28 protein-coding genes, 2 pseudogenes and 1 other annotated feature are annotated in these 25,152 nt (G+C 61.4%); of the genes and pseudogenes, 16 read left to right on the plus strand and 14 right to left on the minus strand.

Annotated elements, in window-relative coordinates:
* Positions 1-5 precede the first annotated feature (5 nt).
* Entirely contained in the window at positions 6-731 is a 726-nt protein-coding gene (locus tag AC13CE_RS13690; RefSeq protein ID WP_482972700.1) for a prolyl hydroxylase family protein, read from the plus strand.
* Here the strand turns inward: AC13CE_RS13690 and ruvB are convergent.
* The 3 genes from ruvB to ruvA form a co-directional block, all read right to left on the minus strand.
* The gene (ruvB, locus tag AC13CE_RS13695; RefSeq protein ID WP_482972701.1) at positions 728-1,768 is read right to left on the minus strand and encodes a Holliday junction branch migration DNA helicase RuvB; all 1,041 of its coding nucleotides are present in this window, start codon (positions 1,766-1,768) and stop codon (positions 728-730) included. The two genes, AC13CE_RS13690 and ruvB, sit on opposite strands and share 4 nt — an antisense overlap.
* Positions 1,765-2,001: a hypothetical protein gene (locus AC13CE_RS13700; RefSeq protein WP_482972702.1), complete on the minus strand. Its 237-nt coding sequence runs from the start codon at positions 1,999-2,001 to the stop codon at positions 1,765-1,767. The genes ruvB and AC13CE_RS13700 overlap by 4 nt, the downstream gene beginning before the upstream one ends.
* A gap of 183 nt (positions 2,002-2,184) precedes the next feature.
* Entirely contained in the window at positions 2,185-2,787 is a 603-nt protein-coding gene (ruvA, locus tag AC13CE_RS13705; protein WP_473821564.1) for a Holliday junction branch migration protein RuvA, read from the minus strand.
* A gap of 95 nt (positions 2,788-2,882) precedes the next feature.
* On the opposite strand from ruvA, the gene aroC reads away from it, so the two are divergent.
* The 4 genes from aroC to katG all read left to right on the plus strand — a co-directional run bounded on the left by aroC (position 2,883) and on the right by katG (position 8,978).
* Positions 2,883-3,950, plus strand: coding sequence for a chorismate synthase (gene aroC, locus AC13CE_RS13710; RefSeq protein ID WP_482972703.1), 1,068 nt, complete (start codon positions 2,883-2,885; stop codon positions 3,948-3,950).
* Positions 3,951-4,229: 279 nt separating this feature from the next.
* On the plus strand, positions 4,230-4,796 hold the full coding sequence (gene ahpC / locus AC13CE_RS13715) for an alkyl hydroperoxide reductase subunit C (RefSeq protein WP_473821562.1): 567 nt from the start codon (positions 4,230-4,232) through the stop codon (positions 4,794-4,796).
* Between the two features lie 170 nt (positions 4,797-4,966).
* A complete protein-coding gene (ahpF, locus tag AC13CE_RS13720) occupies positions 4,967-6,556 on the plus strand; it encodes an alkyl hydroperoxide reductase subunit F (RefSeq protein WP_473821561.1) in 1,590 nt (529 codons plus the stop codon).
* 205 nt (positions 6,557-6,761) lie between these two features.
* Positions 6,762-8,978, plus strand: a complete 2,217-nt coding sequence (katG, locus tag AC13CE_RS13725; RefSeq protein WP_482972704.1) for a catalase/peroxidase HPI — start codon at positions 6,762-6,764, stop codon at positions 8,976-8,978.
* Between the two features lie 74 nt (positions 8,979-9,052).
* On the opposite strand, the gene AC13CE_RS13730 is transcribed toward katG, so the two are convergent.
* From AC13CE_RS13730 to AC13CE_RS13740, 3 genes are read right to left on the minus strand one after another with little or no spacing between them, the layout of a single operon-like run.
* Positions 9,053-9,607 (minus strand): Smr/MutS family protein, encoded by a 555-nt coding sequence (locus AC13CE_RS13730; RefSeq protein ID WP_482972705.1) that lies wholly within the window; start codon positions 9,605-9,607, stop codon positions 9,053-9,055.
* Entirely contained in the window at positions 9,604-10,788 is a 1,185-nt protein-coding gene (mltA, locus tag AC13CE_RS13735; RefSeq protein WP_482972706.1) for a murein transglycosylase A, read from the minus strand. The genes AC13CE_RS13730 and mltA overlap by 4 nt, the downstream gene beginning before the upstream one ends.
* A gap of 28 nt (positions 10,789-10,816) precedes the next feature.
* Complete coding sequence (locus AC13CE_RS13740) at positions 10,817-11,476, minus strand: Tim44/TimA family putative adaptor protein (RefSeq protein WP_473822150.1); 660 nt, start codon at positions 11,474-11,476, stop codon at positions 10,817-10,819.
* Positions 11,477-11,729: 253 nt separating this feature from the next.
* Here AC13CE_RS13740 and secB point away from each other — a divergent pair, with 253 nt between their 5' ends.
* From secB to trpS, 3 genes are read left to right on the plus strand one after another with little or no spacing between them, the layout of a single operon-like run.
* Positions 11,730-12,260 carry a protein-export chaperone SecB gene (gene secB, locus AC13CE_RS13745; protein ID WP_221541217.1) on the plus strand — a complete coding sequence of 177 codons (531 nt, stop codon included), beginning with the start codon at positions 11,730-11,732 and terminating at the stop codon, positions 12,258-12,260.
* 22 nt (positions 12,261-12,282) lie between these two features.
* Positions 12,283-13,866, plus strand: coding sequence for a murein biosynthesis integral membrane protein MurJ (gene murJ, locus AC13CE_RS13750; RefSeq protein ID WP_473822148.1), 1,584 nt, complete (start codon positions 12,283-12,285; stop codon positions 13,864-13,866).
* Between the two features lie 7 nt (positions 13,867-13,873).
* Entirely contained in the window at positions 13,874-14,929 is a 1,056-nt protein-coding gene (gene trpS, locus AC13CE_RS13755) for a tryptophan--tRNA ligase (RefSeq protein ID WP_482972707.1), read from the plus strand.
* Here trpS and AC13CE_RS13760 read toward each other — a convergent pair.
* The 4 genes and pseudogenes from AC13CE_RS13760 to AC13CE_RS13775 all read right to left on the minus strand — a co-directional run bounded on the left by AC13CE_RS13760 (position 14,926) and on the right by AC13CE_RS13775 (position 16,853).
* Positions 14,926-15,273 (minus strand): heavy metal-binding domain-containing protein, encoded by a 348-nt coding sequence (locus tag AC13CE_RS13760; RefSeq protein WP_202391916.1) that lies wholly within the window; start codon positions 15,271-15,273, stop codon positions 14,926-14,928. The two genes, trpS and AC13CE_RS13760, sit on opposite strands and share 4 nt — an antisense overlap.
* 54 nt (positions 15,274-15,327) lie before the next feature.
* Positions 15,328-16,200, minus strand: coding sequence for an SDR family oxidoreductase (locus AC13CE_RS13765; protein WP_482972708.1), 873 nt, complete (start codon positions 16,198-16,200; stop codon positions 15,328-15,330).
* A 70-nt stretch (positions 16,201-16,270) separates the two neighbouring features.
* Positions 16,271-16,387: pseudogene (locus AC13CE_RS13770) on the minus strand (DUF2312 domain-containing protein); the annotation flags it as partial.
* A gap of 214 nt (positions 16,388-16,601) precedes the next feature.
* Positions 16,602-16,853: a helix-turn-helix domain-containing protein gene (locus AC13CE_RS13775; protein WP_482972709.1), complete on the minus strand. Its 252-nt coding sequence runs from the start codon at positions 16,851-16,853 to the stop codon at positions 16,602-16,604.
* Positions 16,854-16,925: 72 nt separating this feature from the next.
* On the opposite strand from AC13CE_RS13775, the gene AC13CE_RS13780 reads away from it, so the two are divergent.
* The 6 genes from AC13CE_RS13780 (at position 16,926) to AC13CE_RS13805 (ending at position 20,832) form a co-directional block, all read left to right on the plus strand.
* Positions 16,926-17,393: a hypothetical protein gene (locus AC13CE_RS13780; protein WP_482972710.1), complete on the plus strand. Its 468-nt coding sequence runs from the start codon at positions 16,926-16,928 to the stop codon at positions 17,391-17,393.
* Between the two features lie 5 nt (positions 17,394-17,398).
* Positions 17,399-17,815 carry an antitoxin Xre/MbcA/ParS toxin-binding domain-containing protein gene (locus AC13CE_RS13785; protein WP_482972711.1) on the plus strand — a complete coding sequence of 139 codons (417 nt, stop codon included), beginning with the start codon at positions 17,399-17,401 and terminating at the stop codon, positions 17,813-17,815.
* A 118-nt stretch (positions 17,816-17,933) separates the two neighbouring features.
* Entirely contained in the window at positions 17,934-18,146 is a 213-nt protein-coding gene (locus tag AC13CE_RS13790) for a hypothetical protein (RefSeq protein WP_482972712.1), read from the plus strand.
* A gap of 47 nt (positions 18,147-18,193) precedes the next feature.
* Positions 18,194-19,422 (plus strand): IS3 family transposase gene (locus tag AC13CE_RS13795; RefSeq protein WP_482972713.1). Its coding sequence is split into 2 segments (ribosomal slippage): positions 18,194-18,482 and positions 18,482-19,422, totalling 1,230 coding nucleotides; the frame shifts between segments, so codons are not numbered across the junction.
* Positions 18,475-18,589: a sequence feature (AL1L pseudoknot), on the plus strand. It overlaps the preceding gene by 115 nt.
* 58 nt (positions 19,423-19,480) lie before the next feature.
* Positions 19,481-20,002 carry a hypothetical protein gene (locus AC13CE_RS13800; RefSeq protein ID WP_482972714.1) on the plus strand — a complete coding sequence of 174 codons (522 nt, stop codon included), beginning with the start codon at positions 19,481-19,483 and terminating at the stop codon, positions 20,000-20,002.
* A gap of 89 nt (positions 20,003-20,091) precedes the next feature.
* Positions 20,092-20,832, plus strand: a complete 741-nt coding sequence (locus AC13CE_RS13805) for a hypothetical protein (RefSeq protein WP_482972715.1) — start codon at positions 20,092-20,094, stop codon at positions 20,830-20,832.
* Here AC13CE_RS13805 and AC13CE_RS13810 read toward each other — a convergent pair.
* The 3 genes and pseudogenes from AC13CE_RS13810 to AC13CE_RS13820 all read right to left on the minus strand — a co-directional run bounded on the left by AC13CE_RS13810 (position 20,829) and on the right by AC13CE_RS13820 (position 21,706).
* Positions 20,829-21,086, minus strand: a complete 258-nt coding sequence (locus tag AC13CE_RS13810; RefSeq protein ID WP_473822534.1) for a DUF2312 domain-containing protein — start codon at positions 21,084-21,086, stop codon at positions 20,829-20,831. The genes AC13CE_RS13805 and AC13CE_RS13810 overlap by 4 nt on opposite strands.
* Positions 21,087-21,187: 101 nt before the next feature.
* Positions 21,188-21,313, minus strand: a pseudogene (locus AC13CE_RS13815) (GapR family DNA-binding domain-containing protein); the annotation flags it as partial.
* Positions 21,314-21,394: 81 nt separating this feature from the next.
* Positions 21,395-21,706, minus strand: a complete 312-nt coding sequence (locus AC13CE_RS13820; RefSeq protein ID WP_473822535.1) for a DUF1244 domain-containing protein — start codon at positions 21,704-21,706, stop codon at positions 21,395-21,397.
* A 49-nt stretch (positions 21,707-21,755) separates the two neighbouring features.
* On the opposite strand from AC13CE_RS13820, the gene pyk reads away from it, so the two are divergent.
* Positions 21,756-23,210: a pyruvate kinase gene (pyk, locus tag AC13CE_RS13825; protein WP_482972716.1), complete on the plus strand. Its 1,455-nt coding sequence runs from the start codon at positions 21,756-21,758 to the stop codon at positions 23,208-23,210.
* Between the two features lie 160 nt (positions 23,211-23,370).
* Positions 23,371-23,784: a DoxX family protein gene (locus AC13CE_RS13830; RefSeq protein WP_482972717.1), complete on the plus strand. Its 414-nt coding sequence runs from the start codon at positions 23,371-23,373 to the stop codon at positions 23,782-23,784.
* On the opposite strand, the gene gltX is transcribed toward AC13CE_RS13830, so the two are convergent.
* The gene (gltX, locus tag AC13CE_RS13835) at positions 23,781-25,130 is read right to left on the minus strand and encodes a glutamate--tRNA ligase (protein ID WP_482972718.1); all 1,350 of its coding nucleotides are present in this window, start codon (positions 25,128-25,130) and stop codon (positions 23,781-23,783) included. The two genes, AC13CE_RS13830 and gltX, sit on opposite strands and share 4 nt — an antisense overlap.
* Between the last annotated feature and the right edge of the window lie 22 nt (positions 25,131-25,152).

The following is a 25,152-nucleotide window of genomic DNA, read 5'->3' on the forward strand; positions in this document are numbered from 1 at the left end:
CGGCAATGCTGGACTGGCTGCGCCGCCGCCTCGCCTCTGGCAATTTCGACGAGAAGGCCGATCCCGCGCGCCTTTCCGCCATTGGCCGGGAGGTTGCGGAGCGGCTGCGCGCAACCGAAGGCGTAAGCGAGCGGGGCAGCAAGAAGGCCGAACTGTTCCTGATGCCGGGCTTCCTCGCTCCGGCGGAATGTGAGCGGTTGATCGAACTCATTGAAAGCAATCTGCTGCCCTCCCCACTGTTCTCCGACCCGACCGGAACCGGCGCGCGCACCAGCCAGACCCATTACTTCTCCGCCGAGGAGCCTGAAGTCGCGGCGTTGGGCGCGAAGCTCGACGACCTGCTCGGCCTCGAACGGCGGCAGGCCGAAACCGTGCAGGGCCAGCGTTACGATATCGGCCAGGAATATCGCCACCACCGGGACTTCTTCCGGGTCGAGCGCGAACACTGGCAGCTTGAACGCCGCCGCGGCGGGCAGCGAACATGGTCGGCCATGGTCTATCTCAACACAGTAGAGGCTGGCGGTGAGACCGATTTTCCCGAATTGGGCCTGAGCGTCGCGCCCGAGCCGGGCATGCTCATCGCCTGGAACAATGTCGACCGCCACGGTGACCCCAATCCGGCGACCCTGCACGCAGGGATGCCGGTCGAGGCCGGGCGAAAATATGTCGTGACCCAGTGGTACCGGATGGAAGACTGGTGCCGCAGTCCGGGCCCGGCCGAAAACGCCTAGGCGTCGTCTTCGAACAGACCGCCCTGCGGGGCCTGCGAAGCCTGCGGGGGACGCATTCCCAAATGGCTCCAGCCGCCATCGTTGAGCATCCGCCCACGCGCGGTGCGCGCAATCAGGCCGAGCTGGATGAGATAGGGCTCGATCACTTCCTCGACCGTGTCGCGCGGCTCGCTGAGGCCCGCCGCAAGCGTTTCCACGCCGACCGGCCCGCCTTTGTAGGTGGTGGCGATCATGGTGAGGTAGCGGCGGTCCATTGCGTCGAGGCCGAGGCTATCGACCTCCAGCCGGGTCAGCGCCTCGTCCGCAACCCTGGTGGTAACCAAAGGTTCGTCCAGCACGGATGCGAAATCGCGTACGCGGCGCATCAGGCGCCCTGCAACGCGCGGAGTGCCGCGCGACCGGCGGGCAATCTCGCGCGCGCCGCCCTCGTCGATCCCCATGCCGAGCAGCCCCGCCCCGCGGGTGACGACCTTGAGCAGTTCGTTCTCGGTGTAGAAGTTGAGGCGCACCGGAATGCCGAAACGGTCGCGCAAGGGCGTGGTCAGCAGCCCCTGCCGCGTGGTCGCACCGACCAGCGTGAAGGGTGGCAGGTCGATCCTGACGCTGCGCGCCGAGGGACCCTCGCCGATGATGATATCGAGCGCACGGTCTTCCATTGCCGGATAGAGCACTTCCTCGACCACCGGATTGAGCCGGTGGATCTCGTCGATGAAGAGTACATCGTTCGGCTCGAGATTGGTGAGAAGCGCGGCAAGGTCACCCGCCTTGGCGATCACCGGCCCGCTGGTAGCGCGAAAGCCCACGCCCAGTTCCTTCGAGACGATCTGCGCCAGCGTGGTCTTGCCGAGACCGGGAGGACCGAAGAACAAGACATGGTCCATCGCCTCGCCGCGGTTCTTCGCCGCCTCGATGAACACACGCAAATTCTCGCGCGCCGCCTTCTGCCCGACGAACTCGGCAAGGCTCTTGGGCCGCAGAGCCGCGTCCGGATCTTCCGGCTGCCGATCAGGCGAATGGAGGGGGACGGGTTCAATCATCTATCGCCTTGGTTACTCCTGGCTTCGATCACACACGAATTGGCGGACGACAATGCGCCTCCAGCACGTGAAGGAACAGGTCCAACCACCCACGCCCCGCCTCGCGCTTTGCATTCTTCGGCAGAGTCGATGACATTGGCAAACCGGATCACAAGTCCAGCAATGGCCAACACAACAAACAAGGCCAAGCCTCCCCAGAACTTGATGACCGGGTTCAACTTAACATCACCCATGATGCCGCGAACAAATATCATGCCGTGGCACTCAAAACGTGTTCATCGTATAGCCGCGCTGCTGAGGTCCGGCATGAGCGGTTATTACAGAGTGGTCCATTGCGACGTCCTCAGACGGATGGTCGATCGGCGAATTGGATGCTGAAACGAGTTCAGTATAACGGGAAGGATAGGTAGCCCGGCTCATCCTGCAGCCTTCTTCAGTGCGACCCGTATCAGCTCGCCTTCGCTCGCGCCCTCGCCCAACTCGCCCTGCGCCGCCGCCACTGCGCGCGCGGCTACGGCGGGCTTGAAGCCGAGGTTCTCGAGCGCGCTCACGGCGTCGGCACTGGCACCGCCCGCCGGAAGCGCCGCAGCCGCCATTCCCGGGCCCGATGCGGGCAGTGCTCCGGCCTTGTCCTTCAATTCGTTGACGATCCGCCCGGCCAGCTTCGGCCCCACTCCCTGCGCGCGCGCAACGGTGGCGGCATCGCCCCGGGCGCAGGCCTGCTGCAGCTCGCCGGTCGACAGCGCCGAAAGGATCGCCAGCGCGACCTTGCTGCCTACGCCCTGTACCTGCGTGAGCAGACGGAACCAGTCACGCTCCGCCGCCTCGGCGAAGCCGAGCAGCCGCATGTCGTTTTCCGAAACCTGCAGGTCGGTATAGACGGTGCAGGCTTCCCCCTGCTCGCCCAGAGCGGCGAGGGTCTTCGACGAACAATGGACGAGATAGCCAACACCCGAGACATCGATCACCGCCCAGTCGGCGCCGGTTTCGTCGAGCAGGCCCTTCAGCTTCGCTATCATGGGGTTTCCTTGGGCATGCTTTGTTCTTGCCCCTCAAGAAGGTTTTGGTCCAGCACGAATGGACACGCGCCCACAGTTGCGACAGACAGAAGCTCATGAGCTGGAACACATTCGGACGCGTGCTGCGCTTCACCACCTGGGGAGAAAGCCACGGAGCCGCGATAGGCGCGGTGGTCGATGGGTGCCCGCCGGGGATCGAGCTGGCGGAAACCGACATTCAACCCTTCCTCGATGCGCGCAAGCCGGGACAGAACAAGTTCACCACCCAGCGCAAGGAGCCGGACGAGGTTCGCATCCTGTCGGGCGTGTTCGAGGGGAAGACCACGGGCACTCCCATCAGCCTGCTGATCGAAAACACCGATCAGCGGTCCAAGGACTATTCCGAGATCGCCAATACCTATCGCCCCGGTCATGCCGACTATGCCTATGACGCGAAATATGGGCTTAGGGACTATCGCGGTGGCGGACGCAGCAGCGCGCGCGAGACGGCGATGCGGGTGGCGACGGGCGCGGTGGCGCGGAAGGTCATCCCTGGCGTAAGCATCCTCGCCTATGTCGCCGAAATTGGCGGCGACCGGATCGATCCAGCCAATTTCGACCGCGACGAAATCGCGCGCAATCCCTTCTGGTGTCCCGATGCAGCGGCGACGAAACGGTGGGAAGCACTGGTCGACGATGCGCGAAAGGCCGGATCATCGCTCGGCGCAGTGGTCGAATGCGTAGCGGAAGGCGTTCCCGCAGGCTGGGGCGCGCCGATCTATGCGAAACTCGATAGCGATCTGGCGGCGGGCATGATGAGTATCAACGCGGTCAAGGGCGTCGAGATCGGCGATGGCTTCGACGCCGCACGCCTGACCGGCGAGCAGAATGCCGATGGCATGTCACCCGGTGAGAATGGTCCGGAATTCGCCGCCAATCACGCAGGAGGTATCGCTGGCGGCATCTCGACCGGCCAGCCGGTGGTCTGCCGCGTGGCCTTCAAGCCGACCAGTTCGATCCTGACCCCGGTGGCCAGTATCGACCGGCAGGGCGAGGCGACCGAAGTCCGCACCAAGGGCCGCCACGACCCCTGCGTCGGCATCCGCGGCACGCCGGTAGTCGAGGCCATGATGGCACTGGTGCTGGCGGATCACAGACTGCTTCATCGGGCGCAATGTAGCTAGGGTCCGCGACAAGCAGAGCGCGCGCCCAAGTCTCATGCGGGAGGATTTGCCGCGCGATGGTGTGAGGTAGCTGGCAGTGTTTGGACTCTTCCTTCCTCCCAAATGCCCCTCTACCTTGCACCAGACGCAACGAAACCCTCTTTCTGTTGCGCTTTTCGAAAGTTCCATTGAGTTAATCGATTATTCCGATGCTAACAATCGCAACATATCGCTTTTGTGCATCGCGACATCGCCTATCTGACACCCATCAGTTTCAACCCGAACAACGGAGAAAAACCTATGGGTATCATCGGAAGCCAGATCAAACCGTTCAGCGCCACCGCCTTCAAGGCCGGTGAAGATTTCTATGAAGTCACCGACGAAGACGTGAAAGGCAAGTGGGCCGTATTCTTCTTCTACCCGGCCGACTTCACCTTCGTCTGCCCGACCGAACTCGAAGATCTGGGCGAGCAGTACAACATGCTCCAGAAGATGGACGTCGAGGTCTATGCTGTGTCGACCGACACGCATTTCAGCCACAAGGCATGGCACGACACCAGCGAGAAGATCGGCAAGCTGAGCTTCCCGTTCCTCGGCGACCAGAACCACGTCCTCGCGCGCAATTTCGACGTGCTGCGTGAAGGCGCAGGCCTTGCCGACCGTGCAACCTTCGTGGTCGATCCGGACGGCGTGATCCAGATCATGGAACAGACTTGTGAAGGCGTAGGCCGCAATGCCAACGAACTCGCCCGCAAGATCAAGGCTGCCCAGTATGTCCGCGCCAATCCCGGCCAGGTCTGCCCGGCCGCATGGGAAGAAGGCAGCGACACGCTGGCACCTTCGCTCGACCTCGTCGGCAAGATCTAAACCGACAGGAAATATTAAGGCGGGCGTTCCTAGTTTTCGCCCGCCTCAAGAGCCCGAGACAATAATCTCGGGTCGCTGGAAGACCCGGGGCAATCCTCCCCCCCAGCCCCGGGTCTTTTCCATCCCTTTGAATTTCGATCACGCCCGCAACCTACGCCCGGAGTCCGTCCATGCTCGATGCGAACCTTACCCAGCAGCTGAAGACCTATCTCGCCAATCTGCGCGAGCCGGTGGAACTGGTCGCCTCGCTTGGCGACGATGAGAAATCGCGCCAGACGCGCGAACTGCTCGAAGAGATCGCCGCGCTGCACGAAGACGTCAGCGCCAGCTTCGACGGCACCGATGACCGCAAGCCCAGCTTCGTCATCCGCCGCGCCAGCGATGCGGAGAAGTGGGTGCGGTTCGCGGGGCTCCCCATGGGGCACGAGTTCACCTCGCTGGTGCTTGCCCTGCTGTGGGCTGGCGGCCATCCGCCCAAGGTCGACGCCGACCTGCTCGAGCAGGTGCGCGGGCTGGAGGGCGATTTCAATTTCGAGATGTATTTCTCGCTGAGCTGCCACAACTGCCCCGACGTGGTGCAGGCACTGACGCTGATGGCGCTGGAAAACCCGCGCGTCACGGCGACGCTGATCGAAGGCGGCACCTATCAGGACGAAGTCGATGCACGTGACGTGATGGCCGTGCCCGCGACCTTCCTCAACGGTGAACCCTTTTACAATGGCAAGATGGAACTGGCCGAAATCCTCGCCAAGGTGGATACCGGCGCGGACGCAAAGGCGGCGGAGAAGCTCGCCGCCAAGGACCCGTTCGAAGTGCTGGTTGTCGGCGGAGGTCCTGCGGGTGCCGCCTCGGCGATCTATACCGCGCGCAAGGGTTTCCGTACCGGTATTGCGGCCGAACGCTTCGGCGGACAGCTGCATGACACGCTGGGCATCGAGAACCTGCCCGGTACCGCCTATACCGAGGGTCCCAAGCTGGCGGGTGATCTCGAACGCCATATCGGCGAATACGATATCGACCTGATGAACCTCTCCAGGGCGGTAAAGCTGGTCCCGGCTAAGGAAGAAGGCGGGCTGCACACGGTGGAGCTTGGCAATGGCGCATCGCTCAAGACGCGCAGCCTGATCCTTGCGACCGGCGCGCGCTGGCGCAACCTGGGCGTTCCGGGCGAAGCGGAGTATCGCAACAAGGGCGTGGCCTATTGCCCGCACTGCGACGGTCCGCTGTTCAAGGGCAAGCGCATCGCGGTGATCGGCGGCGGCAATTCGGGCGTAGAGGCAGCGATCGATCTTGCCAAGATCGTCGGCCATGTCACGCTGATCGAATATGACGAAAAGCTGCGCGCAGACGAGGTACTGCAGAAGAAGCTCCGCAGCATGGACAATGTCGAAATCGTCACCAGCGGCCAGACCACTGAGATTACTGGCAATGGCGGCAAGGTCGACGGGCTGATGCTGAAGGACCGCAAGAGCGGCGACACGCGCCGGATCGAGCTGGAAGGCGTGTTCGTGCAGATCGGCCTGGTGCCGAACACCGAATGGCTCAAGGATAGCGGTCTCGAACTTACCAACTTCGGCGAAATCGCGACCGACGAGGAAGGCCGCACAAACCTGCCCGGCATCTTCGGTGCAGGCGACGTAACCGACGTGCCCTACAAGCAGATCGTGGTCGCCATGGGCGAAGGTTCGAAGGCCGGGCTCTCTGCCTTCGATTACCTGATCCGGACCGAGCCTGCCGAAGAGATAGCCCAAGCCGCCTGACCGTTCATAAACGCAACACGAAAGCGTCGTCATTCCAGCAGGATGGCGGCGTTTTTCGTATGCGCGCCACAGCTCGCCGCACAATCGCTTCCGCCTATCTATTTGAACCGTTTAATCGATTGGACGAATAAGCCGACCGGGTTCAACGTGCTGCCCAACCTCGGACGGGAGACCGAGTCTTTAATTTCTAGAGGAGAGAGTTTTCATGGACGCCAAGACCGGAGACATCAGCGGCTGCCCCTTCCACGGTGACGGAGGTACCCGCTCGCTGCTCGGCCGCACCAACCGCGATTGGTGGCCCGACCAGCTCGATCTCGAAATCCTCACCGAAGGCGGCCGTGCCGCCGATCCGATGGGCGAAGATTTCGATTATTGCGAAGCCTTCAATGCGCTTGATTACACCGCGCTGAAGAAAGACCTTACCGACCTGATGACCGACAGCCAGCCCTGGTGGCCGGCAGACTATGGGCATTACGGCCCCTTCTTCATCCGCATGGCATGGCATGCGGCCGGCACCTATCGCACCGGCGACGGACGCGGCGGCGCTTCCAGCGGCCAGCAGCGCTTCGCCCCGCTCAACAGCTGGCCCGACAATGGCAATCTCGACAAGGCACGCCGCCTGCTGTGGCCGATCAAGCAGAAATACGGCAAGCAAATCAGCTGGGCCGACCTCTTCATCCTCACCGGCAATGTCGCAATCGAATCGATGGGCGGGCCGGTGTTCGGCTTCGGTGGCGGCCGCAAGGACGTGTTCGATCCGGAAACCGTCTATTGGGGCACCGAAGAGAAATGGGTTAATGAGGGCGTCGAAACCCGTATCCTTCCCGATGAAGGCAAGGCGCTCGAAAATCCGCTCGCCGCGATCCAGATGGGTCTCATCTACGTCAATCCCGAAGGGCCGGGCGGCAATCCGCACGATGCCGAGGGCATGGCGCGCGACATGCGCGAAACCTTCGCCCGCATGGCGATGAACGACGAAGAAACCGTCGCCCTGACCGCCGGTGGCCACGCTTTCGGCAAGTGCCACGGCGCGGCACCTTCGGATACGTTCGGTAGCGCTCCGGAAGGCGAGAACCTGCATCGCATGGGCTTCGGCTGGCTGACCGATCCTGAAGAGATCGAAAAGGGCCATATCACCACCAGCGGTATCGAAGGTTCGTGGACCCCGAATCCCACACAGTGGGGCAATGACTATTTCCGTCTGTTGTTCAAATACGACTACGAGCTGACCAAATCGCCTGCCGGTGCCTACCAGTGGACCCCTGTCAATCCGGAGGAAGCCGATCTGGCACCCGATGCGCGGGACCCGAACAAGAAGGTCCCGACCATCATGACCACGGCGGACATGGCGCTGAAGCGCGATCCCGAATATCGCAAGATTTCGGAACGCTTCCTCAACGACCAGGCCGCGCTCGACGATGCATTCGCCCGCGCATGGTTCAAGCTGACCCACCGCGACATGGGGCCCAAGGTCCGCTATCTCGGCCCCGAAGTTCCCGCCGAAGACCTGATCTGGCAGGATCCGATCCCGGCCGGAACGCAGGTATCCGACAGCGACCTGTCCTCGTTCAAATCTAAGGTACTGAGCAGTGGCCTTTCGATTGCCGAACTGGTCAAGGCGGCCTGGGCTTCGGCCTCGACCTACCGCAATTCGGATCACCGCGGCGGTGCCAACGGGGCGCATATCCGCTTCGACGAGATCCGCAACTGGACGGTCAACGATCCCGAAGAGCTCGGCAAGGTGCTGAACAAGCTCGACGAAATCCGCGGAAGCATTTCCATGGCCGATGCCATCGTCATCGCCGGTTCGGCAGCAGTCGAAAAGGCGGCGAAGGATGCCGGTTTCGATATCTCCGTCCCGGTCACCACCGGCCGCGGCGATGCGAAGCGGGAAGATTTCGATGCCGAAAGCTGGGAGCCGCTGGAGCCCTTTGCCGACGGTTTCCGCAATTACCTGAAGACCAAGGCTTCGGTGAAGACCGAGGATCTGCTGATCGACAGGGCTCACCTACTCGGCCTCTCGATCCCCGAGATGACCGTGCTGGTCGGCGGCTTGCGCGCGCTGGGCGCGGTGAGCAAGCATGCCAAGCACGGCAACAAGATCGGTGTGCTCACCGAAACGCCCGGCAAGCTCGACAACAGCTTCTTCCTCAACCTGCTCCACATGGGCACGGTATGGGAAGTGGTCGACGAAAGCGGCGACGAGGAATTCGTCGGTCGGTGCCGCATCCATGGCAGCGAAAAATGGCGCGCAACCCGCACCGATCTGGTCTTCGGTTCCAATTCCCGCCTGCGGGCCGTGGCCGAAGTCTATGCCGAAAACGGCAATGAAGAGAAGTTCGTGCGCGATTTCGTCAAGGCCTGGACCAAGGTCATGGATGCCGACCGCTTCGATCTCGAATACGCGAAATATCACCGGTAGGGCCGCCGAGGACCCTTCGGGAGCGAGGAGCCCCCGGCAGCACAATGCCGGGGGCTTTTTGTTGTCCCGTATGCTTACCGTTCTCGCCTGAGAACGATGTAGAGCGCGCCCTCTCCGCCGTGGCGGAGGTGGGCGCGCCTTACTGCTGCGATGGCGGAATGGTGGCTGGAGGCTGCCAGCCAGTCCAGCACCTTGGCGCGAATGGCGCCGCGTTTGATGCCGCGGTCGGCCGGATCGACGGGGCGCGGCTTGCCCGTGACGAGCAGGATGGTGCGTGCACCCATGGCGCGGGCCTGCGCGACGCCGCTCATCAGACGATCATAGGCCGCGTCGAGACCGTGGCCGTGCAGGTCGAGAGTGAAATCGGGCTGTATGGTGCCGGTTTTCAGCCGCTTGTCCCAATGCGAATCCAGATTGTTCTGCGGGCGCCGGACCTGCTGGACGACTGGCCTTGGAGCCGGAGTCGGCCTTGGAGGCTTGGCTACGGGCGCCTTCGCCTGCGGTTTGGGCGGCGAAACCACGGGCGCAGGCTGCTTGCGAATGACCTGCGGGTGCAAGGGCTTCACCGTCGCCGTCACCTTCTCCCAGGCGGCCGCTTCCTCTGCGCTCAGCCCCCGAGGCGCCGTCATGGCTTCAAGCGCGCAAGCGTCCCCTTGGGAAGCAGCAGGTAAGACCTGCCGCGGCTGCTCATGCCGCCGGCGATTTCACGGGCGTCCGCGCCATTGCCCCAGAAAGTGTCGAAGCGGTTCGCGCCCTTGATCGCTCCGCCGGTATCCTGCGCAATCCACAGGCCGTCGGCCACGTCATGCTCCATGTCCAGCCAGACCGGGGCGCCATAGGGCACGAATTTCGGATCAACCGCCACGCTATCGCCGCGCTTCACCGGGATTTCGAGCGAGCCGAGCGGACCTTCGGTGTCGAGTTCGCGGAAGAATATCCAGCTCTTGTTGAGCCGCATGATCTCCGCACCCTTTTCCGGATTGTCGCGGATATAGGCGATGATCCCCTGCATCGAGGTGGGATAGGGCGTGCCGTCGCCGATCAGGCCCTGTTCGCGCATCACGCGCCCGATGCCGACATATTCGCGGCCGTTCTGTCCCGCATAACCGATGCGCATCAAATTGCCGTCGGGCAAACGCAGCAAACCGCTGCCCTGGATTTGGAGAAAGAAGAATTCGACCGGATCGGCTGCCCAGGCGATCACCGGCACTTTGCCGCCGAGCACGCCCGTCTCGATCTCGGCGCGTTCGTAATAGGGTACGAAATCGCCGTTCTCGTCATAGCGGCCGAGCGGCGGGCGGCCGGTTCGCTCGCTTTCGGGCATGTCTTCCGGCCAGGCACGCACGAGATCGTCGGGCATGGCATAGACCGGTATTTGGTATCCCGGCGCCTGTACGCGGCTGCCGAGTATCTCCGGCTCGAAATAGCCAGTGGCAAAGGCTTCCCCGTCACCGACAATGACAGTTTCGAACTGGCTTCTGAAGAATTCCACCGGATCGCCCGACCAGTTTTCCGCCGCGCCGCAAGGGCCTTGCCAATCGACCCGCCGCGTCAAACCGCTGGCGTCATCGCGAAACAGGATCTTGCTGCACGAGGCGCGGAAGGCCGCGAGAGCGGGCGCAGCATCCCAACCGGCAAACGGCATGGTCTCGATGGCGGGGCCCGGAGAAAGAGTGGCCGCCAAAGCGGTATCTGCAGGTATCGCCGGGGGTGGCTCCACTGCGCCCGTGTCCATCGGGGGACGGGCGTCGGGAATGGCAGCGCATCCCGCAAGGCTGAAGGCTGCTACCAGCCCGGCGAGACGATGCATGGATACTCTCCGAATTATGGGACGGCGATCAGCCCTGGTCGGTCTCGTCGAGCACCCAGTTCGGATCGCTCGCATCGACATTGCGGCGGAAGGTCCAGATATCGCGGCTTTCCACCGCATCGTCCAGCGAACCGGCGATGACGTTGCCATCCTTGTCGCGCGTCAGCGAGGCAATGTCGGATACGAACAGGACCGAGATACGCGCCGTGCGCCGATCGAGATCCGCCGAATGGACCGTCGCATCCTCGATGCGGATGAGACGGTTTTCCAGCGTCTCGCCCGCTTCGGTGCGGGCATCGATGGCGGCTGCAAAACCGGCATAGACATCGTCGTCCGTCAGTTCGCGCAGGGTTTCCTTGTCGCCTTCCCAGAAGGCTTCGAGGATCATGCCGTAGGCTGCCTTCGCCCCGTCGAGGAAGGCGAGCAGGTCGAACCGCGGATCGGCACTGGCGATGGCGCGAATGGCGCTTTCATTGGCGGAAGAGGCATTGTCCACGCTCCGCAGCCGGACAGGCTCGCGCGTGCCCGCAGACTGATGACCGGTCACAGGCGGAACCTGGGAATCGGGTGCATCGAAGCGGTGCCGTGCCGGTTCTTCTTCATGCTCGGAACGCTGCCCGAGCACGGAATAGAGACGCAGCCCGAGAAAGGCGGCGATGGCGGCGAGGATGACGATCTCGTAGATCACAAATACTAGTCCAATTGCAGGTTCTGTTTTGCCTACGTGCCGGAGGGCCAGGCAGTTCCACACTTACCTGCCCTAGATAGGAATTACAAACGGGCAATGCTCCGCCGCACCATGCTTGCGCCGGGTTGCCGGAGGCTCCGTCAGCCGCATTGCCCCGCGCGCGAGGGGGTGCTAGGCGCGCGCCGAACCAGCCGGGCGGCCCGCACGGGCGCCGGCCAATCCGATTCGACATACGCAAAGAAGTGATTTTCCCATGGCCGATGAAAACGACGTACTGACCGATCTCAACATGGACCCTGCAGCCGGTGCCAACGGTGCGGACAACCGTCCGGCGGTGGGCCTGATCAATCAGTACATCAAAGACCTCTCGGTCGAGAATCCCAACGCACCGCAGAGCTTCCAGTGGAACGACCAGCCGCGTGTGGACGTGCAGGTGAACATCGGCGCAAACAAGGTGAGCGACGAGGTCCACGAGGTCGAGCTGAAGATGACGGCCCGCGCCGATGGCGAAAAGGGTAATCTCTACATCGTCGAACTGGCCTATTGCGGGCTCGTGGGCATTCGTAATGTGCCCGACGAGCACGCCCATGCCTTCCTCTTCGCCGAGGCTCCGCGCCTGCTCTTCCCTTTCGCCCGCGCAGTGATTTCCGATGCCGTGCGCGATGCCGGCTTCCCGCCGCTGCTGCTCGATCCGATGGATTTCGGTGCCCTCTACCAGCAGCAGTTGCAAGCCCGCGCGGCGCAGCAGGGCGAAGGCGCACCTGCGCCGGCCGGCGACAACTGACGCATCAGAGACCTAATAGGCCATGAGCCTGCTCAAACATGTCGGGACGATCGGCTCGCTGACGATGGTGAGCCGCGTCGCTGGCATGGCGCGCGAGATGATCTTCAGCCGCGTGCTCGGCGCCAATGCGGTGACCGATGCGTGGTTTCAGGCCTTCATCATTCCCAACGTCTTCCGCCGCCTCTTCGCGGAAGGCGCATTCTCGGCCGCCTTCGTGCCGATGTTCTCAAAGCGCCTGCATGGCACCACAGACCCCGAAACCGGGCTGGAGAGTGCGCGCAGCTTTTCGGACGACGTGCTGAGCGTATTCCTCCCCGTGCTTATCCTGCTGTGTGCGGTGATGATGGTTGCCATGCCGGGCGTGATCTGGATTTTGTCCGAAAAACCGATCGATCCGGAAAATTTTGATCTGGCCGTGGCCTTCGCGCGGGTCATGTTTCCCTATATCGTGCTGGTCAGCCTGGTTACACTGTTCACCGGAATGCTCAATTCGGTGAGCCGTTTCGCCCCGGGTGCAAGCTTTCCGATCATTCTCAACCTCGTACTGATTGCGGCGTTGCTGGGCGGCGAATATGCAGCCGATACTCTTGGCTGGAACGTGGAGCAGGTTGGTTATGCAGTGGCCTGGGCCGTGCCCGGCGCGGGCGTGCTGCAACTCGCTTGGCTCTATTACTGGACCCGGGTGGAAGGCTTCCGGCCCAAATTGCTCTGGCCGCGCATCACGCCCGAGGTAAAGCGGCTGAGCATAATCGCCCTGCCGGCGGCAATCGGCGGCGGCGCGTATCAGATCAATACGCTCGTCCAGCTCTATTTCCTCAACCAGCTGGCCGACGGTTCGGTGAGTTACATGAACTATGCCGACCGTCTGAACCAGCTGCCGCTGGGAATCATCGGGATCGCGCTGTCGACCGCCATCCTTCCGACGCTGTCGAAATTCGTGGGCAGCAAGAACAAGGAAGGCGCAGATCGCATCCAGTCCGATGCGATCGAGCTGTCCATGCTGCTCACCATACCGGCGGCAGTGGCGCTGGCGGTGTGCGCCGTACCGTTCGTGACCATGATCTTCCAGGGCGGCCGCTTCGATCTGGCCGATGCAGCCGCGACGGGCCAGGTGCTCGCCGCGCTGGTGCTGGGCCTGCCCGCCTATGTGCTGGTCAAGGTGCTGGTCCCCAATTTCTACGCCCGTTCGGACACCAAGACCCCGGTATATGCCGCCTTCATTTCGCTGTTTGTCTTCGTCGGGCTGAACTTCGCCATCCTGACCGATTACGGCGTGGTCGGCGTCGCCTTTGCCAGCGTGATCGGCGCGTGGATCAACGTCGCCTATCTCTATGTGATCCTCGTCAAGCGCGGCTATTATTCCATTCCGCTGGCACTTGTCGGCAGGATCGCCCGCCAGCTTGTTGCCGCCGCGGCCATGGGCGGTGCCTTGTGGTTCGCGCGCGATTTGCTAACCGGCTGGTTCTCTGCCGGACTGTTCGAGCGACTGGGCGCCCTGCTCGTCCTCGTCGGCTGTTCGGCAGTGGTCTATTTCGGCGTCGCCTTTGCGGTCGGCGCCATCGACAGGCAGCGGCTTGCCGCCCTTACCAAGAAGAAAGCTCCGTAAGATCATCATGCGTGTAGTCTCCGGCATCCAGCCCACGGGCAATCTCCACCTCGGCAATTACCTGGGCGCGATCCGCAACTGGGTGCGCATGCAGGACGAGATGGAGGATGCGAACCGCGCTCAAGCAGCCTCAGGCGGTAGCGCAGAGAAGAACCAATGCCTCTTCTTCCTGGCCGACCTTCATGCGATCTCCATGCCGCACGTTCCGGCCGACCTGCACAAGGGCACGCTCGAGATGGCGGCGGCGCTGGTCGCCTGCGGGATCGATCCGGCGAAGAGCGTGCTGTTCAACCAGGCACAGGTTCCGCAACATGCCGAGCTGCAATGGCTGCTCGGCGGCACGGCCCGGATGGGCTGGCTCAACCGCATGACTCAGTGGAAGGACAAGGCGGGCAAGAACCGCGAAGGCCAGTCGGTCGCCCTGTTCACCTATCCGGTGCTGCAGGCTGCCGACGTGCTGCTCTACCAGGCGACGCATGTGCCGGTGGGCGAAGACCAGAAGCAGCACCTGGAGCTGGCGCGCGACATTGCGCAGAAGTTCAACAATGACTTCGCATCAGAGGATGCGCCCGTCTTCACCCTGCCCGATCCGATCGTTCCGCCGCAGGCCGCACGGATCATGAGCCTGCGTGACGGCATGGCAAAGATGAGCAAGTCCGATCCGTCCGAGATGAGCCGGATCAATCTGGCGGACGACCCCGATACCGTCATGAAAAAGGTCAAGAAAGCCAAGACCGATCCCGAGGCGCTGCCCAGCGAGGAAGCAGGGCTGGCCGGACGTCCGGAAGCGCTGAACCTGGTGACGATCTATGCCGCGTTGACCGATCGCAGCGTGAGCGACGTGCTGGGTGAATATGGCGGAGAAGGCTTCGGCAAGTTCAAGCCCGCGCTGGGCGAGGTGCTGGTCGAAAGCCTCCGCCCGATCTCGGCGCGCTTCATCGAATTGCTCGAGGATCGCGAGGCGCTGGATGCCATACTCGCGCGCGGCGCTTCCCGCGCACGCGAGATTGCGGTGCCGACGCTCGACGCAACTTACAAGGCGCTGGGCCTCGTGCGGGGTTAAACCCTAACTGCAGTTCCGCTGGCGGAAACCATCAGCATCGAGCCGGTGTCACCGATCACCTCGTAGTCGAGATCGACGCCGACCACTGCATTGCCGCCGCGCGTCGCCGCTTCGGCCTGCAATTCCTCGATCGCCTGTTCGCGCGCGTCGCGCAATATGCGCTCGTAACTGCCCGAACGCCCGCCCACGATGTCGCGGATATTCGCGAAGAGGTCGCGGAACAGGTTCGCGCCGACGATCACCTCGCCGGTTACGATGCCCAGATATTCCTGGATGGGCTTGCCTTCGATCGTCGGCGTGGTGGTGACGGTTATGCCGCGTGCATCTTTCCAGGGTCCGGCCATACGCTCTCTCCTACACTAGACTGTATTGCCTAGATAGAACGGCTGCCGTCCGGGTCAACCGTTGACGATGATACCGCCGTTCGGATGCAGCACCTGGCCCGACATATAGGAACTGTCCTCGCAGGCGAGGAAAAGGAAGGCGGGCGCGACCTCGTTCGGCTCGCCGGGTCGGCCCATGGGGGTATCCTGTCCGAAGTCGTCCATCTCTTCCGGCGGCTGGCCGCCCATCGGATTGAGCGGCGTCCAGATCGGACCGGGAGCGACCGCGTTCACGCGAATTCCGTCCCCGACGAGATTCTCCGACAGCGAACGCGTGAAAGCAGTGATAGCGCCCTTCGTCGCACTGTAGTCGAGCAATCCACCCGAGCCCTTGTACATGGTCACGCTCGTGCAATTCACGATCGCCGCACCCTTCTTGAGATGCGGGCGCGCAGCCTGTGTCAGGTAGAACATCGAGAAGATGTTGGTCTGGAAGGTACGCTGGAGCTGCTCGACGGTGATATCGGTAATGTCATCGTCTGGATGCTGCTCGCCCGCATTGTTGACGAGCACGTCGAGCCGGCCCCATTTGTCAATCACCCGGTCGACCAATAGCTTGCAGCTGTCGGGACAGCCGAGATCGCTTTCGTGGAGCAGTGCCTCGCTGCCCTCTTTCTCGACCGCCTCGGCGGTGATTTTCGCGTCTTCGCTTTCCTCGAGATAGGCGATCGCGACCTTGGCGCCCTCACGCGCAAAAAGAACGGCGGTCGCGCGGCCGATGCCGCTGTCGCCGCCCGTCACGATCGCGACCTTGCCTTTCAGCCGCCCCGACCCCGGATAGCGCGGCTGCCATTTCGGCTTGCGATCCAGGTCCGTTTCCGACCCCGGCATCCGGGGTTCTTCCGAGGTTTCTTCGACGAATGCAGTGTCGACGGTTTCGGTGGACATGGGTGAATTCCTTTCACCCGATCAACCACCTGTGGCGACTACGTGTTCCTTCGCCCGTCGCAACAGCGGCTCAACCCATGCCGAGTGCGGCCTTGTAGGTGTCGAGGATGGTTTCCTGTTCGCTGCGCTCGTCGGGCTTCATTTTACGCAACTTGATGATCTGGCGCATGATCTTGGTGTCGTAGCCAAATCGACCCCTACCAAAGTGTGATCTATGCCGAGCTGAACTACAGAATTTGAAGGCAGGGACAGCGAGGAGCTTTTCGATCGAGCGCATCGCTGGCCCTGCCCTGGCACAACCTCACAATACAGTCGACGGACCCGTCGCGTAGCGATGGGCCATCTCCTACGCGCGCCCGATTATAACCGAACAGCGAGTTCTCATCCGCCCCCTCTTTCCATCAAACGTCCGCAAAAAGCTGGTCTGGACTTGTTTCCAGTGCCTGAGCGAGCATGAATATGGTCTTCGCCGATAAGTTGACTAGGCCGCGCTCAATTCGGCCGTAGTATGCTCGATCTATCCCAAACTCTTGAGCAAACGCTTCCTGCGTGAATCCTCGTTCTTCCCGAACTCGTCGGATATTCGAGCCTACTTTTTTGAGTTTTTCCTCAAACACTGAAGCCTGATGATTGGTGGACGACGTTACGTCCACGGCCTTTCATGTCCCCGGCTTTACATATCCCACAAACCTGCTAAATACACGGGGTCCGCAATCAGGTTCGCTATGCTGAAAAACCAAGACGCTGCATCGCCTCCCGAAGGAGACCAGGACCTGCGGGAATGGCTAATATATTACCTGCAACGATATGATGGCGGTCAGGAGGCTTACGATAATATCCTCGGTCGACCTCGCTACATGGCTGATCCAAACGAAATCACTCAGCATGAGCACCATCGAATTGTGTTGTTCAGACGTCTGGTGATGAACTTGGAAGAAATGCTCGGTGGCGAAGAGCCTGCGCGTTCTTGGCTATTCTATGACGAGGAGCTTGAACGCAAAACCGGTTATGTTCCCTTTGACTTCCTATACGGCGGCTTTCCCGACACACTTGAACTCCTCTCCGGCCTCTCGGAGATTGCGATGGAGCGGCGCCGATTGCCTGCGTCGAACACCTCAGGCGAATTTTGGAATAGCCTTTTCGTGCAATCGCCATGTCCCCGATGTGGTCTTCTAGCCGATAGTAACGAGTAGTTCTTTTGGGAACTGCTGATCGTGCCTCGACGCTCCCTGCCAACGCAAATTTGACATTAAGAAACAGCGCTTGCCTTCATGCTTTCGCCAATATCGCAGCGCATTGGGACATGAGCGGTAGCGAGCAACGCTTGCTCCTCGGAGTCGACAACGAAGAGATACTGCAGGATTGGATCGATCGCGCACGAGCCGGCGATGAGGTTTCGCTACCTGAAGACGTTTTGGAAGGTATCGGCTGTGTCCTCTCGATTTATGCATCGCTGGTGATCCTACTTAACCATCAGAGATCGAAAGATTGGGTGCGTGCGCCTAATCGAGCTCCGCTATTTGGAGGCAAGTGTGCGATGTCCCTGATGACCAGCGGAAATCGCAAGGACCTCGAAGATGTCGCTCGGTACTTGCTTAGCGAGCGCTACCGATGAGAGGACCCGTCGCGAGCTTACTACTTAACACCATCGCGATGTGGTGTGAGCGTGCGCAATGAGAACCTCGGGACCCACTCTTGCGCCAGCAGCATCTGAACGACGGTACGATGCCGTCTTGCACGACTGGATCGTTCTTCCTTTGCCTGACTACCCCGGCACGCATCTTCTGTTCGGAATTGTGACCAACGATCGCAAGAACCGTTTCGACGATGGAAGGTGCATTCATACATCCGCTATCGTCACTTTGCTTGAACAGGTCGTCGAAGGTGCCGTCGTTGACACTCTGAATACCCGGTACCTCCTCGGAGAGGAAGGCGAACGCAACTGAAGCGTCCCGGGTTTTCCGGAGGCTCCTATTTGTGAGAAGGAGCTACGATGAGCGCTACAAGGAACAAGTTTTCGCCTGAGTTTCGCGATCGCGCGGTGCGGATGGTGGAGGAGCACCGGGGGGATTACCCGTCGGAGTGGGCGGCGATGTCCTCGATTGCCGGGAAGGTCGGCTGCACGACCGAGACCTTGCGCCGCTGGTGCCGTGAGGAGGCTGGCCGACGAGCGGGACCAGCGGCGCAGGCCGCCAGCGACCGGGACCGGGTCAAGGCGCTGGAACGCGAAGTGAAGGAGTTGCGCCGGGCCAACGAGATCCTGCGCAAGGCGTCCGCATATTTTGCCCAGGCGGAGCTCGACCGCCACGGCAAATGGTGATGTCGTTTATCGACGCTCACCGCGAGGAACTGGGTATCGAGCCGATCTGCCGCGAACTGGCGGTCGCCCCATCCTCCTACCACGAGCATGCCGTCCGTCTTGCCGATCCCGGCAGGCGTCCGGCCCGTGTGCGACGCGATGACGAACTCAAGGAAGACATCAAGCGTGTCCACGAGAACAGCTTTGGCCTCTACGGCTCACGCAAGGTCTGGCACCAGCTGCGCCGCGAGGGCATCGCGGTAGCCAAGTGTACCGTGGAACGGCTGATGCGGACCATGGGGCTGGCAGGCGTGCGGCGCGGCAAGACAACGGTCACCACCGTCAGCAATCCGAAGACGCCATGCCCGCTCGACAAGGTCAATCGCGAGTTCCGCGTCAGTCGGCCCAATGCTCTGTGGGTGGTCGACTTTACCTACGTGCATACCTGGGCGGGGTTCGTCTACGTCGCCTTCGTGATCGATGCCTACGCCCGCAGGATCGTGGGCTGGAAGGTTAGCACCAGCGCCACAGCGAACTTCGTGCTGGATGCCCTCGAGCAGGCGATCCATGCGCGCAGGCCCGGGCCCGATGACGGCCTGATCCATCACAGTGACAGGGGCGTGCAATATCTGGCCATGAACTACACCCAGCGCCTGGCTGAGGCCAACCTCGTTCCGTCGGTGGGCAGTGTTGGCGACAGCTACGACAACGCCTTGGCCGAGACGATCAACGGGCTCTACAAGGCCGAGGTCATCTGGCGACAGCGATCATGGCCGAGCGTATCGGCTGTGGAAATGGCAACCCTGCGCTGGGTCGACTGGTTCAACAATCACCGGCTGTTCGGCCCTATCGGGCATATCCCGCCCGCCGAGGCCGAAGCCAATTACTATGCAGCCAGAGAGAACCTCGATATGGTCGCATGACTCAAATGAAACCGCCTCCGGAAAACCCGGGACGCTTCAGGCTCATTTGCGTTCGAGCGTGCGACAAGAGCAGGAACTCCGCGATCACCTATATGAAGAGTGGGCGCTTGAGATACGAACCATTCACGAAAGCCAACGCAAACTCGAAGTTTCGGCTGGATTGCAGGCGGATCTGAATGCGGAAATGCCGGAGAAAAGTCTCGTAACCCCTAGGGCGGAAGCGCGCCTACGCGAGGTTCACGAATTTGAGTTAGCGCAACGGCTCTCACAAGATGCCGACATGGTTCATTCGGCCTTAGAGCTTCCACCGGATGTCATTCTCTTCAGAGACCAAGTACTTCATCGCATTGCTCAGGCTAATGATGTTGGCGCCTTTTTCTTCAAGCTAAAACCTGAAACCTCCAAGAAGGCTCTCGATCTCTTTGGCGAGCTACTCGTAACACATTGCCGCTTTGAGGAACTTGACGCCTTGATCGAAGGCACAATGCTGATCGAGGAAATTCCAGAGCTACGGGACGCTCTCAGCGCGAACGATATTCCGTCATCTGGGCAATTGCCGCCCCCGAAAAACTTGGATTGATGCCGAACATCAGTGACTCAAGAGAGGACGCCTTGGCATTCCTATATTCGCGGGTCGACGCGGCACACCATTCCCAAATCCGCGAGACATTGCTCGACGCGATCTCTGAAGTGGAAAGGTACGAAGATCCGAGGCCCATTGCCACTTTGGAACGCACTGTAAAAGCGTGTGAAGCGATTCTGAGCGGAGAAGCCGCGAAGCTGTCCCGGAAGCTCAGAATGTCCGAAGGGAAGTTCAGGGAAGGTCGGTCTTCTTTAAACTCGAAGGCGGTCGACGCCTATATCAAGCTGCGATACCAAAACGACATTATCAATGGGATTACGAACTCCGAATGGACGGGTCCAAGAGCAGAAACTCTGCGTCGAGGCGGTCCCGCAAGTCGTTACCTTTCTGCAATGCGGGACGCGCAGAAGAGCGCGGGGAGTCGGCGCAGGTCAAACCGTCAAAGACAGATCGAAGAAATCGTTTCTCAGCTAAAGCATGAGGAAGATCGGCAGCTAATAAGACAGGAAATTGCCAGCGGCTCTCTGGCTAAGCGCAGATTTTCAATACTGAAAAATTCCGTTGCCAAAGCTAACCCCACCGTCGACCTTGACAACCTAGAATCATGCGATGCGAAGCCCCGCCAAGAAAGCAGCGCATCGAACAGCGCTCAATTAGTTCCGGCAATGATCTCTCTTAAAAACAGGCTGCAAGACAACGATCAACTTCGGCACTTCGGTCTTGAAACTGACGGGAAGCGGCTCAAGACCACTTCCGGTCAGCATGTCATTCCGATGGAGGAGTACGAAACCCTGATCGAGATATTAGATCAGGCAATAAACCGCTAAATCATACCCAGTGCTGCCATATAGGTTTCCAGGATTGCTTCCTCCTCCTGGTATTCTTCCTTCTTTTTCTTCCTGATTTTCAGAATCGTCCGGATTGCCTTTGTATCAAAGCCGCGTGCCTTTGCTTCCGCCATCACATCTCGGATGTCGTCCGCGATACCCTTTTTTTCTTCTTCAAGCCGCTCGGCCCGCTCGATGAGGAGACGCAGTTCGTCGCCCGTGTTTGTGCCTTGTCCGCCTATCGCATCAGCCATTCAAGAATTCTCCTTAATACCTCGCGTCACACCAATAGATCACATGCGACGCGGCTAACTGAATAAAATCATTAGTGAATCACGCGAAATGGGGTCGCTTAATAGCCGACCGCCTTGGCCTCGGCATATACATCGCGAATATCGTCTGCGATGCCCTTCTTTTCTTCCTCGAGGCGTTCGATACGCTCGATCAGCAGGCGCAGGCGGTCGTCGGTGGCTTCGGCCATTTTCGTGGGAACTCCAGTGAAATGAGAATCGGTTGGCGGTGCGATAGCCATCGCTCCGCGCGGGGTGAAGGTGGCGACTCGCTAGTCCACGCGATTTTTCGCAATGCTCGCTTCCATACGGGCAATCTGCTCGTCTGTCGCGGGCGTCTGGCGCGTTTCCTTCCATTCCGCCTGCGGCATGCCGTGGATGAGTTCACGCGCCGCCAGCCTGTCGCCTTCGAAACCGGCATCGCGTATCCAGTCGGCGAGGCAGTTGCGGCAGAAACCGGCGAGCCCCATCAGGTCGATGTTCTGCGCATCATGGCGATGGCGCAGGTGCCGCACCAACCGCCGGAAAGCCTGTGCCGCTACGGCATCGTCGAGCTGATCGAGCGGATCTGTATTCGTATCCATCTGTTACTTGTCCTTGAGTTGCCATGTGGCTCTGCCATAGGCGGTGCTTATGCAAAAGCTCGATCCCCGGGGCCGCAAGGTCAAGATCCTCGCCACAGTCGGCCCCGCCAGCCGTTCTCCCGAAATGCTCGCCCGCCTGTTCAAGGCCGGGGTGGACGCCTTCCGCGTCAATATGAGCCATGGCGAACATGCCGATCACGAGCAGACGATCAAGGCGATCCGCAGACTCGAAAAGGAATTCCACCGCCCGATCGCGATCCTCGCCGATTTGCAGGGCCCCAAGCTGCGCGTGGGCAAGTTCAAGGACGGTCAGACAGTCATCCGCCACTCAGGCCATTTCACGCTCGACCGCAATCCCGAGCCCGGCGATGAAACACGCGTCGAGCTGCCGCATCCCGAGCTGTTCGGCCTGCTCGACAAAGGGCAGCGCCTGTTGATCAACGACGGCAAGATTCGCCTGAAGGTGATCCGCGCCGACGAGAACGAAATCCTCTGTTCGGCAGAGGTCGGCGGCGTGATATCCGACCGCAAGGGCGTCAATGTGCCCGATGCCGAAATCCCGATCCCCGCCATGACCGACAAGGACCGCAAGGACCTCGCCTTCGCCATGAGCCAGGGGGTCGACTGGGTCGGGCTCAGCTTCGTGCAGCGCCCCGAAGACCTTGCCGAGGCGCGGCGGCTGATGGGCGGCAAGGGTTCGCTCTGCGCCAAGATCGAAAAGCCGATGGCGGTGCGCCGTCTCGACGAGATCATCGAGATGAGCGACGGCATCATGGTCGCGCGCGGAGATCTGGGCGTCGAACTGGAGCCGCAGGAAGTCCCGCCGCTGCAGAAGCAGATTGTCAACAAGGCGCGCACAGCGGGCAAGCCGGTGATTGTGGCCACACAGATGCTGGAAAGCATGATCGAAAGCCCAGCCCCGACGCGCGCGGAAGTCTCCGATGTCGCCAATGCGGTTTACGACGGCGCCGACGCGGTGATGCTGTCGGCGGAAACCGCCGCAGGGGACTGGCCCGAGGAAGCGGTCACCATCATGCACCGTATCGCAAAGCAGGTAGAAGGCGACGAGGCCTATCTCGCCCGCGTGCGCTTTCTCGACACGCCGCCCGACCGGACGACGGCCGATGCGCTGGCGCATGCCTGCATGACCGTGGCCGATACCGTGACCATAGAAGCGATCACGGTCTTCACCGGCAGCGGATCAACCGCGCGCCGCGTCGCGCGTGAGCGCCCGAGCGTGCCCATGCTGGTCCTCACCCCCAGCATGACTACCGCCCGCCGTCTCGGCCTGCTGTGGGGCGCGCATGCCGTGGCGACCAAGGACATCGGCAGCTTCGAAGAGATGATCGCCAAGGGCAAGCGCATGGCGCTGCGCCACGGTTTCGGAAGCGCCGGATCCAAACTCATTGCTCTGGCAGGCGTGCCATTCGGCACCCCTGGCTCCACCAACCTGCTTCATGTCGTCACTATCAGCGGCGACGAACTGGACGGGCGTGAGGAATGATTCAGAAGCATGCGTCCCGGCTTTGCAAGGCACGCTTCTGAATCAATGTCCTGCCTCGTCAGATACTTGCCGACCGTTCGCGGATTTCTCGCTGTGCGAGCTTCGGGTTTCCGGTTAATCGGCCTATTCTCGGCTCGCACTACAGACAGGAGAGAGAACCATGTTCGACCTGGCCAGCATCGCGCGACGGGCACCCTATGCTCTGGCATTGCTCAGAATCGTTTCAGGCCTGATCTTCATGGCCCACGGCACGCAGAAGTTCCTGGGCTTTCCGGATGGGGAGAGGGCCGGAGCAGGCCTCGCGTTCGACAGCCTCGGGGCATACGCAGGGGCTATTGAACTCGTCACCGGCGCGCTGATTGCTCTCGGCCTGTTCACTCGTCCCGCCGCTTTCCTCGCTTCGGGGACCATGGCGGTTGCTTATTGGTACGCGCACGCACCGCAGAACTTCTTCCCCGTCAACAATGGCGGGGATGCGGCGATCCTCTATTGCTTCGTCTTCCTCTACCTTGTCTTTGCGGGTCCGGGGGCGTGGAGCATCGATCGGCCGCAGGCGAATATATCGGCAGACTAGGCTTTCGCGGCCCGCTCCAGCCGGGCGCGCGCTTCGCCTTCACCGATGAGCGGGAGCAGCTCCTTCATTTCCGGGCCGTGGTCCATCCCGGTCAGCGCCTGTCGCAAGGGCAGAAACAGCGGTTTGCCCTTCCGGCCTGTTTCCTGCTTGAGCACACCGGTGAGATCTTCCCAAGGGGTGTCACTCCATACCAGCAGCCTTGCCGCTTCCGCGAGGAATTGGCGGTCTTCGGCAGTGAATTCGGGCTGTTCGATCGGCCCGGTGACGAGCCGCCACCATTCCGCCGCCTCGTTCACATGCGAAAGATTGGGGCGAATGGCATGCCAGCCGGCATCGTCCATGCCATCGGGAAGCCGGCTCGCGACATCCGCATAATCGAGCTGGTGCACGATGGCCGCGTTGAGACGCTGCAATTCGTCTTCGTCGAATTTGGCGGGCGCTCGGCCGAAGGTGGCGAGGTCGAATGTCTCCACGAGATGCCCGCGCTCGGCAATCGGTTCGACCGGTTGCGATGTGCCGAGCCTTGCCAATAAGGCGATGAGCGATTCCGGTTCTATGTCGCGCTCGCGAAAAGCATCGCAGCCGAGTGAACCCAGCCTCTTGGACAGCTTGCCCTCCTTGCCGACCAGCAGCGCCTCATGCGCAAACCGGGGAATTTGCTGCGCCTGGTATTGCGCAGCAATAAGTGCGGTAAACATCTGAATTTGAACCGCTGTGTTCGAAACGTGATCCTCCCCGCGAAGGACATCGGTGACCCCCATGTCGAGATCGTCGACCGCGCTCGGTAGCATGTAGAGCCAGCTGCCATCGGCGCGGCGGATAACCGGGTCGGACAGCTGCGCCGCGTCGAACTTCTGCGGCCCGCGCACGCCATCGTCCCAGTGAATCGGTTCTTCGTGGTCGAGGCGGAAACGCCAGTGCGGCGCAATACCCTCGGTCTCTTTCGACGCGCGCTGTTCGTCGGTGAGGGCCAGCGACGCGCGGTCATAGATCGGCGGCAGGCCGCGCCCTAGCTGGATCTTGCGCTTGAGTTCGAGTTCCTGTGCGGTTTCATAGGCCGGATAGACGCGTCCGGCTTCCTTCAGCGCCGCAAAGGCCGCTTCGTATTTCTCCAGCCGCTGCGACTGGCGTTCCTCCTCATCGGGCTCAAGACCCAGCCATGCGAGATCGGCGCGGATCGCATCGACATATTCCTCGCGGCTGCGCGAAGCGTCGGTATCGTCGATGCGTAGCAGGAATCGCCCACCGCTCTTCTTCGCGAGCAGCCAGTTGTGCAGCGCGGTGCGGATGTTGCCGACATGCAGACGCCCGGTCGGGGACGGGGCGAAACGGGTGATCGTGGTCATGGAGCGCGCCGATAGCGCAAGC

This window comes from Qipengyuania sp. B-5, from assembly GCF_056857815.1.

Coding starts and splice junctions, on each gene's coding strand:
- katG (WP_482972704.1), top strand. CDS start 6,762: ATGGACGCCAAGACCGGAGACATCAGCGGCTGCCCCTTCCACGGTGAC.
- AC13CE_RS13730 (WP_482972705.1), bottom strand. CDS start 9,607: ATGACGGCGCCTCGGGGGCTGAGCGCAGAGGAAGCGGCCGCCTGGGAG.
- murJ (WP_473822148.1), top strand. CDS start 12,283: ATGAGCCTGCTCAAACATGTCGGGACGATCGGCTCGCTGACGATGGTG.
- AC13CE_RS13780 (WP_482972710.1), top strand. CDS start 16,926: ATGCTGAAAAACCAAGACGCTGCATCGCCTCCCGAAGGAGACCAGGAC.
- AC13CE_RS13810 (WP_473822534.1), bottom strand. CDS start 21,086: ATGGCTGATGCGATAGGCGGACAAGGCACAAACACGGGCGACGAACTG.
- ahpF (WP_473821561.1), top strand. CDS start 4,967: ATGCTCGATGCGAACCTTACCCAGCAGCTGAAGACCTATCTCGCCAAT.
- ruvB (WP_482972701.1), bottom strand. CDS start 1,768: ATGATTGAACCCGTCCCCCTCCATTCGCCTGATCGGCAGCCGGAAGAT.
- trpS (WP_482972707.1), top strand. CDS start 13,874: ATGCGTGTAGTCTCCGGCATCCAGCCCACGGGCAATCTCCACCTCGGC.
- ahpC (WP_473821562.1), top strand. CDS start 4,230: ATGGGTATCATCGGAAGCCAGATCAAACCGTTCAGCGCCACCGCCTTC.
- AC13CE_RS13830 (WP_482972717.1), top strand. CDS start 23,371: ATGTTCGACCTGGCCAGCATCGCGCGACGGGCACCCTATGCTCTGGCA.
- gltX (WP_482972718.1), bottom strand. CDS start 25,130: ATGACCACGATCACCCGTTTCGCCCCGTCCCCGACCGGGCGTCTGCAT.
- aroC (WP_482972703.1), top strand. CDS start 2,883: ATGAGCTGGAACACATTCGGACGCGTGCTGCGCTTCACCACCTGGGGA.
- mltA (WP_482972706.1), bottom strand. CDS start 10,788: ATGCATCGTCTCGCCGGGCTGGTAGCAGCCTTCAGCCTTGCGGGATGC.
- AC13CE_RS13820 (WP_473822535.1), bottom strand. CDS start 21,706: ATGGATACGAATACAGATCCGCTCGATCAGCTCGACGATGCCGTAGCG.
- AC13CE_RS13690 (WP_482972700.1), top strand. CDS start 6: ATGCTGGACTGGCTGCGCCGCCGCCTCGCCTCTGGCAATTTCGACGAG.
- pyk (WP_482972716.1), top strand. CDS start 21,756: ATGCAAAAGCTCGATCCCCGGGGCCGCAAGGTCAAGATCCTCGCCACA.
- AC13CE_RS13700 (WP_482972702.1), bottom strand. CDS start 2,001: ATGGGTGATGTTAAGTTGAACCCGGTCATCAAGTTCTGGGGAGGCTTG.
- secB (WP_221541217.1), top strand. CDS start 11,730: ATGGCCGATGAAAACGACGTACTGACCGATCTCAACATGGACCCTGCA.
- ruvA (WP_473821564.1), bottom strand. CDS start 2,787: ATGATAGCGAAGCTGAAGGGCCTGCTCGACGAAACCGGCGCCGACTGG.
- AC13CE_RS13765 (WP_482972708.1), bottom strand. CDS start 16,200: ATGTCCACCGAAACCGTCGACACTGCATTCGTCGAAGAAACCTCGGAA.
- AC13CE_RS13760 (WP_202391916.1), bottom strand. CDS start 15,273: ATGGCCGGACCCTGGAAAGATGCACGCGGCATAACCGTCACCACCACG.